This is a genomic window from Allobosea sp. Root381, from assembly GCF_001429395.1.
Taxonomy (GTDB): Bacteria; Pseudomonadota; Alphaproteobacteria; order Rhizobiales; family Beijerinckiaceae; genus Allobosea.
In genome coordinates this window covers 170311-180397 of sequence record NZ_LMJT01000042.1, presented here as the reverse complement: position 1 = coordinate 180397, position 10087 = coordinate 170311, and the positions used below count along the sequence as shown (strand labels likewise).

At 64.0% G+C, this 10087-nt stretch carries 9 protein-coding genes and 2 pseudogenes; 8 read left to right on the top strand and 3 right to left on the bottom strand.

Going from position 1 to position 10087, the window contains the following annotated elements:
* The 7 genes and pseudogenes from ASE63_RS24255 to ASE63_RS24225 form a co-directional block, all read left to right on the top strand.
* Positions 1 to 220 (top strand): annotated as a pseudogene (locus ASE63_RS24255) (transposase); the annotation flags it as partial.
* A gap of 227 nt (positions 221 to 447) precedes the next feature.
* Positions 448 to 1230: a DeoR/GlpR family DNA-binding transcription regulator gene (locus ASE63_RS24250; protein WP_056807814.1), complete on the top strand. Its 783-nt coding sequence runs from the start codon at positions 448 to 450 to the stop codon at positions 1228 to 1230.
* Between the two features lie 119 nt (positions 1231 to 1349).
* On the top strand, positions 1350 to 2339 hold the full coding sequence (gene phnD / locus ASE63_RS24245) for a phosphate/phosphite/phosphonate ABC transporter substrate-binding protein (RefSeq protein WP_056807812.1): 990 nt from the start codon (positions 1350 to 1352) through the stop codon (positions 2337 to 2339).
* 41 nt (positions 2340 to 2380) lie between these two features.
* The gene (gene phnC, locus ASE63_RS24240; protein ID WP_082610258.1) at positions 2381 to 3196 is read left to right on the top strand and encodes a phosphonate ABC transporter ATP-binding protein; all 816 of its coding nucleotides are present in this window, start codon (positions 2381 to 2383) and stop codon (positions 3194 to 3196) included.
* Positions 3193 to 4005, top strand: a complete 813-nt coding sequence (phnE, locus tag ASE63_RS24235; RefSeq protein ID WP_056807807.1) for a phosphonate ABC transporter, permease protein PhnE — start codon at positions 3193 to 3195, stop codon at positions 4003 to 4005. Before phnC ends, phnE (ASE63_RS24235) begins: the two co-directional genes overlap by 4 nt.
* Positions 4002 to 4838: a phosphonate ABC transporter, permease protein PhnE gene (gene phnE / locus ASE63_RS24230; RefSeq protein WP_082610253.1), complete on the top strand. Its 837-nt coding sequence runs from the start codon at positions 4002 to 4004 to the stop codon at positions 4836 to 4838. Before phnE (ASE63_RS24235) ends, phnE (ASE63_RS24230) begins: the two co-directional genes overlap by 4 nt.
* Positions 4816 to 5748, top strand: a complete 933-nt coding sequence (locus tag ASE63_RS24225) for a TIGR01459 family HAD-type hydrolase (protein ID WP_082610252.1) — start codon at positions 4816 to 4818, stop codon at positions 5746 to 5748. Before phnE (ASE63_RS24230) ends, ASE63_RS24225 begins: the two co-directional genes overlap by 23 nt.
* A gap of 609 nt (positions 5749 to 6357) precedes the next feature.
* Here the strand turns inward: ASE63_RS24225 and ASE63_RS24220 are convergent.
* Both ASE63_RS24220 and ASE63_RS27615 read right to left on the bottom strand, forming a co-directional pair.
* Positions 6358 to 7386 (bottom strand): IS110 family transposase, encoded by a 1029-nt coding sequence (locus tag ASE63_RS24220; RefSeq protein WP_056807870.1) that lies wholly within the window; start codon positions 7384 to 7386, stop codon positions 6358 to 6360.
* Between the two features lie 146 nt (positions 7387 to 7532).
* Positions 7533 to 7703: pseudogene (locus tag ASE63_RS27615) on the bottom strand (IS3 family transposase); the annotation flags it as partial.
* A gap of 878 nt (positions 7704 to 8581) precedes the next feature.
* Between ASE63_RS27615 and ASE63_RS24205 the strand changes: the two are divergent.
* Complete coding sequence (locus ASE63_RS24205; protein ID WP_056807802.1) at positions 8582 to 8806, top strand: hypothetical protein; 225 nt, start codon at positions 8582 to 8584, stop codon at positions 8804 to 8806.
* A gap of 733 nt (positions 8807 to 9539) precedes the next feature.
* Here the strand turns inward: ASE63_RS24205 and ASE63_RS27605 are convergent.
* Positions 9540 to 9839 carry a hypothetical protein gene (locus tag ASE63_RS27605; protein ID WP_156410585.1) on the bottom strand — a complete coding sequence of 100 codons (300 nt, stop codon included), beginning with the start codon at positions 9837 to 9839 and terminating at the stop codon, positions 9540 to 9542.
* Between the last annotated feature and the right edge of the window lie 248 nt (positions 9840 to 10087).

The window sequence follows — 10087 nt, the reverse complement described above, 5'->3', positions numbered from 1 at the left end:
GCCGAGCTATGTGAAGGCCTATGTGAAGCGGCAGAAGAACGACGCAGCCGACGCCGAGGCGATTTGGGAAGCCGTCACCCGTCCGACCATGCGGTTCGTCGAGGTGAAGAGCGTCGAGCAGCAGAGCGTTATGGTCCTTCACCGGGTCCGGCTGATGCTCATGCGCCAGCGCATCCAGCTCTCGAACGCGATCCGAGGCCACATGGCGGAGTTCGGGCTGGCAGCGCCGATCGGGAGACAGGGACATGTCCCCTGCCAGTTCATTGGCCATGCGGCGGCACGGCGGGAGCGAGAGCGGCCGACGTTGGGCCGGGTAAGGAGATAATGCCCGGCGGATCTCGGCAAGGGACCATTCTCACACGTCTCTGTGCTCCACGCCGGTTTGACTTCGCGGACGGCCATGGCAGCTTCGCCGCGATTATTACTGATCTTGGAACATATCGCGGCATGAACTCTCCCACGCAGGATTCGAACAGGCTGACGGCCCGGCAGCGAGCGATTTTGGCGCAGGTGCAGGAGTTGGGATTTACGACGATCGAGACTCTGGCCGAGCGCTTTGGCGTCTCGGCCCAGACCGTCCGGCGCGAGATCATCCGACTGCAGGCGGGGAATTACCTGCAACGCTTTCACGGCGGCGCCGGGCCGAGTTCCGCGGGCATCCGGTCGGCATATGCCCAGAAGCTTACGGTGGCGCCGGAGGGCAAGCGCCGGATCGGCAAGGCGGTCGCCGATGTCGTGCGGCCGGGCGCTGCGGTCTTCCTCGATGTCGGCACGACCGTCGAAGCAGTCGCCCGTGCGCTCGTTGAGAAACCGGGTCTGCGGGTGGTGACGTCAAGCGTTTCCGTTGCGCAGATCTTCTGCAGCCGTGGCGTTTTCGACGTGGTCGTGACCGGTGGCACGACGCGCGGCGCCAACGGCTCCCTGGTCGGGCAGAGGGCGATCGACTGCATCGCCGGCTTTCGCTTCGACTGCTGCATCCTCGGTCTCGGCGGCTTCGACGATGACGGAGCACCGATGGATTTCGATCTCGAGAAGATCTCGGTACGCCAGGCGGCGATCGGCCGGTCCCGGCAGGTGCTGGCGGTCGCCGACCGGACGAAATTCGCGCAGGTCGGAACCGCGCGGATCGCGGCGGCATCCGCCTTCGATCTCATCGTGGTCGATGCCGAGCCGACCGGCCCGTTGCAGAAGAGCTGGAAAAGCGCCGGAACCCGTTGGCTGGTGGCCTGATTGCGCTCGGCATCGGCAGGTCCTTAGCCGGCGCTTGCCTAGCTGGTCGAATTTGACCAAAATGTAAGAAATCTTACACGAGCGCTCGCCTCAGCTGCGCCGCCACCTGGGAGGTTACCATGCTGCGCGCCAAGATCGCGTCCTTTTGCCTGCTCGCCTTCGCCATGGGCTTCACCGGCCCGGCCGCCGCGCAGGAATGCGCCAGCCGCGGCACGCTCGACACGCGCTATTGCGATGCGAATGGCGACCTGCTGGCCGACACGCCGACCGACCCCGCCAGGCAGAAGGACCCGGACACGCTGGTCTTCTCCTACACCCCGGTCGAGGACCCGGCCGTCTACGAGAACGTCTTTGCCGATTTCCTGGCGCATCTCTCCAAGGTCACTGGCAAGCGCATCCGCTGGTTCGGTGCTGAATCCTATGCCGCACAGGTCGAGGCGATGCGTTCCGGCCGGCTCCACATCGCCGGCGTCGCCAGCGGGCCGACCCCTTTCGCGGTCAATCTCGCCGGCTTTGTGCCGATCGTCGCGATGGAGCGTCATGACGGCAGCGTCGGCTACACGCTGCAGCTCATCGTGCCCAAGGGCAGTCCGATCCAGGGCATAGCCGATCTGAAGGGCAAGCGCGTCGCCCATGTCGCGCCGTCCTCGAATTCCGGTGACACTGCGCCGCGCATCCTGTTCAAGGACAAGGGCGTGGTCCCGGGCACCGATTATGAGGTGATGTTCTCCGGCAAGCACGACAATTCGATCATGGGAGTGGTCAACAAGGACTACGACGCCGCCCCGGTGGCATCGAGCGTCGTCGAGCGCATGCGCGACCGCGGCATGTTCAAGCCGGACGACATCCGCATCGTCTATGAATCCGCGCCCTTTCCGCGCACGGCCTTCGGCGTCGCCCATGATCTGAAGCCGGAACTCCAGGCCAAGATCCGGGAGGCCTTCCTCAAATTTGACTTCATGAAGTCTGCCCTTGCCAAGGAGTTCAAGGACAGCAAGGGCTTCAAGGAGCTGACCTACAAGGACGCCTGGAAGGACATCATCCTGATCCAGCGCGACAGTGGCGTCACCTATACGCAGGATGGCCTATCCAAGCTGAAGGGCGACTGATGGCCGGCTCGCTTTCGACCGGGGCGGCGCCCGCCGCTCCGCTGCTCGCCGTCGAGGGGCTGAGCAAGGTCTATCCCACCGGCAAGAAGGCGCTCGGCGGCATCGACGTGATGATCGACCGGCCGCAGCTCGTGGCCGTCATCGGCTCTTCGGGCGCCGGCAAGAGCACCTTCATCCGCTGCATCAACCGGCTCGTCGAGCCGACCGCGGGGCGCATCCTGCTCAATGGCGAGGATATCGTCGCGCTCGACCGCAAGGGCCTGCGCGCGGCGCGCCGCCGCGTCGGCATGATCTTCCAGGAATACAATCTGGTCGAGCGGCTGAGCGTCATGCAGAACGTGCTCTCCGGCCGGCTCGGCTATGTCGGCCTCATGGCGACGCTGCGCTGGCGCTTCCCGCCCGAGGACATCGCGGCAGCATTCGCGCTGCTCGACCGTGTCGGGCTCGACGGCTATCACGATCAGCGCGCCGATGCGCTCTCGGGCGGGCAGCGCCAGCGCGTCGGCATCGCCCGCGCCTTGATGCAGCGCCCCGACCTGCTGCTGCTCGACGAGCCGACCGCGAGCCTCGACCCCAAGACCTCGCGCCAGATCATGCGGCTGGTGCGCGAGCTCGTGGCGGAACGCCAGACGCCGGCGATCATCAACATCCATGACGTCGCGCTCGCCCGGTCCTATGCCGACCGCATCATCGGCCTAAGGGACGGTCTGCTTGTTTTCGACGCGACCGCCGGGGAGCTGACGGACGAAGCCCTGACGCGGATCTATGGCGAGGAGGATTGGGCGCCGCCGCCGAGCGAGGAGGACGAGGACGAGCCCGCAGCGCAGCCCGGCAAGGCTCGCGCGGGGCTGTCATGACCGCGCCCTCCCTGTCCCGCGCGGCGCCGGCCGACTGGCGCGCACCCAGCATCTTCGGCGGCCCCGGACGACGCCTCGCCCTGCTCGCGCTGCTCGTCGCCTATCTGGTCTGGTCGCTGTCGACGCTCAACGTTGACACCGCCCGCGTGCTCGCCGGTTTGCCGCGCGCCTGGACCATCCTCGAGCGGATGGTGCCGCCGGATTTCACGCGCTGGCAGATCCTGCTGACCGGCATGCTGGAAAGCATCCAGATCGCGATCGCAGCAACGATCGTCGGCGCTGTGCTCGCGGTCCCGCTCGGCATTGCCGCTGCGGCCAACCTGGCTCCGCGACCGCTCTATCTCGTCGCGCGCGGCCTCATGGTGGTGGGGCGAACCTTCCACGAGGTCATCATCGCGATCTTCTTCGTGAAACTCTTCGGCTTCGGCCCCGTCGCCGGGCTGCTGACGCTCGCCTTCTCCTCCGCGATCTTCCTCGGCAAGATGCTCGCCGAAGACATCGAGAACATGAAGCCCGGTCCCGTCGAGGCGGTCCGGGCCACCGGTGCCGGCTTCTTCCAGACCTTCTATTGCGCGGTCGTTCCGCAGGTCTTGGTCAAGACGCTCGGCGTGCTGATCTACCGGCTGGATTCCAACCTGCGGCACTCGACGGTCATCGGCATCGTTGGCGCCGGCGGGATCGGCCAGACCCTCTCGGCCTCGTTCTCCCGCTACGATTTCGACTTCGCCAGCGCGATCCTGCTGACGATCGCGGCCCTGGTCGCGTTCGGCGAATGGTTTAGCGACTGGGCCCGCCGGAGGCTGAGATGACGGCTCACCAGCCGACCCCGCCCAGCGTGACGCCGGCCCCGCGCGCCTATCCCGATCACTGGGAGCGCTATTCGCCGCGCGAACGCATGCTGCAATGGCTGTGGACCGGCGGCATCGCGCTCGCCGCTGCCTGGTCGGTCTCAGCGCTCGACATCGAATGGGCCTTCTTCGCCGACGCCCATGAGCAGGCGGCCGACCTGATCGGCCGGATGTGGCCGCCGCGCTGGTCCTATCTGCCGGTCATCGTCCAGCCCTTGATCGAGACGCTGCACATCGCGACGCTCGGGACACTGATCGCCATCGTGCTCGCACTGCCGGTCGCGTTCCTCGCGGCCCGGAACACCACCTGGAACCACGGCACCTGGCTGGTCGGCCGCGCGATCCTGGTGTTCTCGCGCTCGATCAACACGGTGATCTGGGGGCTGCTCTTTGTCGCGATCTTCGGCCCGGGGCCGGTCGCCGGCATCTGCGCGGTCGCAGCCCGCTCGGTAGGCTTCATCGCCAAGCTAGTGGCGGAGGCGATCGAGGAGGTCGATGCCGGGCAGATCGAGGCCGTGGAGGCGACGGGCGCGCGCACGCTGCAGGTCCAGGCCGTCGCCATCCTGCCGCAGATCCTGCCGGTCCTGATCGGAACCTCGATCTATCGCTGGGACATCAATGTGCGCGAGTCGAGCGTGCTCGGCTTCGTCGGCGCCGGGGGTATCGGGCTCCTGCTCTACGCCTCGATCAACCAGTTCGCCTGGTCGCAGGCGCTGGTCATCCTGATGGCCATTCTCGTCATCGTCATCATCAGCGAGGCGCTCTCGGCCTATGTCCGCTCCCGCATCGTCTGAGCCCGGTCCGGCCGCAACTTTCCCGGCAGGGATGGCGGCGCTCGCGGCCCGCTATCACGGCTTCCTGATCGACCAGTGGGGCGTGCTGCATGACGGCACGAGCCCCTATCCCGGCGCCGTCGCCTGCCTCGAGCGGCTGCGCGCCGCCGGCCGGAAGGTGATCGTGCTGTCGAATTCCGGCCGCCGCGGTGACGAGAACGAGGCGATCATGGCGCGGCTCGGCTTCGGCCGCCATCTCTACGACCATCTTGTCTCCGCCGGCGACGATGCCCGCGACGCGCTCCTGAGGCGCGACGAGCCGGCCTATCGCGATCTCGGCGAGCGCTGCTTCCTGATGGCGCGGCCGGGCGAGGAGCATCTCGCCGATGCCCTCGGCCTGAAGCCTGCCGCCGACATCGACACGGCCGATTTCATCCTGAACATCAGTATGGACTCCGAGACGCAGTCGGTCGAGGGCTGGTCGACGGTGCTCAAGCACGCGGCCGTGCGAAAGCTGCCGATGGTCTGCGGCAATCCCGATCGTCACCGCGTCCACGCGGATGGCCGCCTTCATGAAGCTCCCGGTCAGATCGCTTTCGTCTATGAAACGATGGGCGGCACCGTGCATTATCACGGCAAGCCGCATGCCAGGGTTTATCGCACCTGCATGCGCCTGCTCAGGCTTGAGCCGCGGCAGGTTCTCGCCATCGGCGATTCGCTCGAGCACGACGTAGCTGGCGCTGCCACAGCCGGGATCGACGCCGCCTTCATCGCCGGAGGCATCCACCGTGCCGATCTGCATTGGCTCCCTGGAGGCGATGTGGAAGCCAGCGGCTGCATGGCGCTGTTCGCGAGAACAGGCTGCTTTCCCCGGTATTGCCTGCCGCGTTTTGAATGGGTCGAGAATGCCAGGAGGGATGACTCTGCGTGATCGGCACAAGTAGCGCACGCAGGTTCAGCTCGGCCTAGGAATCGACGAGCGCCGCGGCCTTGTCGAGGGTTGTCTCGATGCCTCCGTCATACAACGTGGCAAGCCATTGCCCAGTCGCAGCAACCAGGGTCGACTTGTCCCTGAGCTCACCAAACAAGGATCCGATCGAGAGGATCGGCCGAGTATCTGCGCCTCCCTCGATCGCCTTCTCCCGCAGCAGCGCCGAGGGGATGCGTAACCTTCAGTGCGTTCCCTCCTTCGTCTGTCCCACGAACGCGACGCAGCCAGGCTGCAAGCGCCAGGGATATGAAGGTGATGTCCCCACCGGTCCGCAGTCTGTCGCGGATCAGTCGAGGAGGGTGTTGATGTGTTTCGGCCCTTTAATTGCGGGGAGCTGTCAACTTCGGATTCCGCGCCGTCATCGCCGGGGTCATGGTCCTTTCCGAGGTCGAGTGCCTCATGATGATGTTCGGGTCGGGTGCCTCAATGTGTGCAACGACGTTCCAGTGGACGTCAGCCGAAACAACGAGGTCACCACAACCGCCGTCCCGGCGGGGACATCGCGAATGCCGAGATTTGCACCCGTGAGCAGGTTAAGGCGGGAAGCGACTATGCTGTCTTTTCGCTTCCCCATTCGAAGCTGGTGCCGTCGACCCAGATGCAGTGGAGGAGCACGGCCATCTTGCGTGCGACAGCCACCTTGGCCTTCTTCATCCCGATCCGCTTGGAGAGACGAATGCCCCATGCCTTCAGCGTCGACCATTTCTTCGTTCGATGCATCAGGACGCTGGCTGCCTCGTAGAGATAGGTTCGCAGCAGGCGATCTCCCCAATGTGAGACACGGCCGCTGACATCCGTTTCCCCGGATTGCTTTCGCCGCGGCGTCAGGCCCAGGTAGGCACCGACATCGCTGGCCGCGGAAAAGCGCGAGGGGTCATCGATCGTGTGGCGGTAGGTCAGCGCCGTCACCACGCCGACGCCGGGAACCGTCATCAGCCGGCGCGTGGTGCAGTCGTCACGAGCGAGGCGCCGGACCTGACGATCGAGTTTCTCCTGCTCCTCGCAAGCCTGTTCATGGACGCTGAGGAGCGCCCCAATCACCGATCGGAGCGGATGACCCTCGACAACCAGCTCCAGGACCTTTCTCCGGAACTGCGCACCAATCGATCGGCTGAAATGCAGCCCATATTCCTTCAGCATCGAACGGATCTGGTTCTCCAGATCGCGGCGGATGGCGACAAGCCTCAAGCGTGCGACGAGCAGGGATCGGGTTGCCTGACTCTCCGGACTCTTCACTTTGACTTCTCGGTACCAGCCGACCCGAACCAACTCCGCCAGGCCTTGGGCGTCGTTCTCATCGCTCTTGTTCATTCGAACTGACAGCACGGCTTTCGCGTGACGAGCGTCGATGCAGACGACGGGCAGGCCGATCCGGTTGAGTTCATGCCACAGCCAGCTCGACATGGCGCCGGTCTCAAAGCCGATCCGCTCGGCGCTCGGCGCGCGCTTGCTCAACAGTTCCGCCAAAGCACCGGGATCCGACCTTGCCCTGCCTTGGAAGACGACCTTTCCAGATTCATCGACGACGCAAACGCTGGTCTCTTTCTGCGATACATCCAGCCCGACATACTGTTTCATGATGACCATCCCGTGCTCGGGCCGGCGCCGCTGCCTGCCGCCCGTCACTCTGAAGTCAGGGGCTCAACGACAGCAATTACGTCATCGTGTGCAAGTTTGACCCCGTGAGGCGGGGGATTGGAGTGCGCCCCTGTGGGTAGACAGGATCAGGCTGCGGTTTTGACCGTGAGCCGGGCGAGTTGATCCTCGAACTGCTGCGGACTGAGATAGCCGAGCGCGGAGTGCAGTCGGCTGGCGTTGTAGACCTGATCGATGAAGCGCGGAAGGTCGGCAGCGACATCGACGAACGTCTCATAGGCCATCGGATAGACGGCCTCGACCTTGAGCGTATTCGCTTCGCGGCCCTTCGGGACATGAAGCTCTCGGCCTTGGCGTTATCATAGGGATTGCCGCGGCGCCCCATCGATCCGACCAGGCCATGTTCCGCGAGGGCCTGCCGGTAGCGCCCGGCCACGTATTGCGAGCCGCGGTCCGTGTGGTGGATGCAGCCGGGCGGCGGCCCTCGCTTTTCAACGGCGGTGCGCAGGGCGGCCAACGTCAGCCGGACGTCGATCAAGCGGCGGATGGCGTAGCCGACTGTTCGCGACCATGCGTTAGCGATGACCGCGACCTAGACGAAGCTGGTTGCGATGGCGACATAGGGGTGTCGGCGGTGGCGCAAGGCCGCATGCATGCGCCGGTAGCCGTACGCCTCGAACCCGACGGAGCTGGCGACCATCTTCCCTACGAGCGCTGTATCATCGATGCTGATGGCCGGCTTGTTGTAGCAAGTTGAACGCGTGATCCTCATCCGCCGGCATCCTTCTGCGATGGAGATGCCGCGGGGCCGGTGACGACAAATGTACTCGCGCTTCTAGGGCGCGGTGCGTGTTTCAGAGCCCTCTTTAGGAGCTCGATCTCCTGTCCGCCGATGCCCTTAGGTCGTGACGTGCGGCATTCGGCTAGGAGCCGCTCGGTAGCTCGACGTCGCGTCCGGAGCCGGGATTGGTAATCTGGCGGCACGCCATCGAAAACGAAGAGGGATTTCACCTAGCGGGCAGCACGGCAGCATCGATAGGTCATACTTTCAATGATCTATGAAAGACCGGTTTCACTTTTGGGTGGGCAGATGGGTCATCGCCTAACAAGCGAGCCGCAGCATAACAACGATGCCTAGCGCTCTCGACCCTCTCTCCGGCGTGAAAAGGGCTTCGCAATGATGGTCGGCTTGTGCGTATGCATTTTTATCGCCGGCTTCATGACTGGCGATTACATCGGCGAGCAGCGCTGGAAGCGCGCTGCTTTTGAGGGATTGGACCTCGCTGCCAAGGCGGCCGAAAAGCTGCGCGGCGGGTCTAGATCAAACGATCCCTACGGTTCCGTGACATCCTGCACGCAAGAAGGCAGGATCATCGACGGACGGACCATCGGGAGTGCTTGAGCGTGAGGCTGTTAATCATCGTCGTCTGCGGCCTGGGGCTCTCCGGATGTTCAGCGCCCCTCTCGCCATCGGTGATCGAGCCGGTGGAAAGCGGCGAGGAAGTGGACATTGCGCCCTCGGCACCCGCTAGCGGCGAGCGGATTACGACCACCTGCAAGAAAAGGGGCAGTTCGGTCTATTGCTCCTGAGCCGCCCAGCCGACGAACAGGGCGTCAGACTTCTGAGCTCGAATGGGTGCGATGAGCACCAGCACTGCGAATTCCTGCGTTTGCGGGTGCCGCGGCGGCCGCTTTCTCCTCTGCATATTTCAGCTGGGTCGCGGCGGTGCTGGGGAACTGTGGCGGTAACCGAAAGATGTCGCAGAGTGTCTTATAAGTATTTGAAATTACATGGTATTACTCTGGGTCTCGCCGCAGGAGCCCTCCGATTGCGAGCCAAAGTTTGCCACGAAGGCATAGGATCGATTCCTGCACCGGATGTGGTGACGGCACCGTGTTCGAGCTCGACGTTCCGCCCTCCGACATGACGGTCTGACCATCGTTTGCCAGGTCGAAAACTGCTGTTGAAGCCTGCCTGAGTGACGCAGGCCTTCGAGGTCCCCACCGGGACGCGGTTCCGATTGATGACGTGGTCAGGACTGTCGCCGACCACGACCAAACCTTGCAATATGGGGTTGGTACGCTTCGGATGTAGAAAAAGCGCCGAGATGCGCTCCCATTATTGCGCGTGATGGCTATGCCGCGGGGGGAGAACGGCGGGCAATATGGGGTTCGATGATCGGATGAAGGGAGTCAGACGGAACACTATACGCACGCTCGGCCAAGAACGCCGAGAATCGGGCGTCCTTGCCATCCCACAAAGCATACCCCCGTTTTTCGCCTTGATGTCGCAATGCAGCGTAGCTGTTGAAACCTAAGCCTCGGGCCAGAGCCTCAATCCTGTGACCATTCATGACAGTCGGGAGGTTCGCCCTGAGCGCATGCTTCATCTGCGTGACCGCAGGCTCCGAAATATCAACGATCAAGTCAGGCATCGCCTCATCCCTCTCGATACAGCAATAGTATTGTTCACGTTATGTACGCTGCCGCCCGAAACACATTTCATCAAGTGTTTTTTTATGGCCTCGCCATCCCATGCCTTATGCAGACGCGCGCAGACGTGGTGAGCCTCCTGCCGCTATGAGGCTAGCCTCTGACGTCGGCACCTGATCGCTCAGGCTGCACAGGGTCGTCGGTTCGCACCCACGTCGTGGAAGGCGCGTTAAGCGGCTTAGCCTCTTAT

What these genes read in the sequence shown, in the direction of transcription:
- ASE63_RS24250 (WP_056807814.1), top strand. Translation starts at nt 448, where the DNA reads ATGAACTCTCCCACGCAGGATTCGAACAGGCTGACGGCCCGGCAGCGA.
- phnD (WP_056807812.1), top strand. Translation starts at nt 1,350, where the DNA reads ATGCTGCGCGCCAAGATCGCGTCCTTTTGCCTGCTCGCCTTCGCCATG.
- phnE (WP_056807807.1), top strand. Translation starts at nt 3,193, where the DNA reads ATGACCGCGCCCTCCCTGTCCCGCGCGGCGCCGGCCGACTGGCGCGCA.
- phnE (WP_082610253.1), top strand. Translation starts at nt 4,002, where the DNA reads ATGACGGCTCACCAGCCGACCCCGCCCAGCGTGACGCCGGCCCCGCGC.
- ASE63_RS24225 (WP_082610252.1), top strand. Translation starts at nt 4,816, where the DNA reads ATGTCCGCTCCCGCATCGTCTGAGCCCGGTCCGGCCGCAACTTTCCCG.
- ASE63_RS24220 (WP_056807870.1), bottom strand. Translation starts at nt 7,386, where the DNA reads ATGAAACAGTATGTCGGGCTGGATGTATCGCAGAAAGAGACCAGCGTT.
- ASE63_RS24205 (WP_056807802.1), top strand. Translation starts at nt 8,582, where the DNA reads ATGATGGTCGGCTTGTGCGTATGCATTTTTATCGCCGGCTTCATGACT.
- ASE63_RS27605 (WP_156410585.1), bottom strand. Translation starts at nt 9,839, where the DNA reads ATGCCTGACTTGATCGTTGATATTTCGGAGCCTGCGGTCACGCAGATG.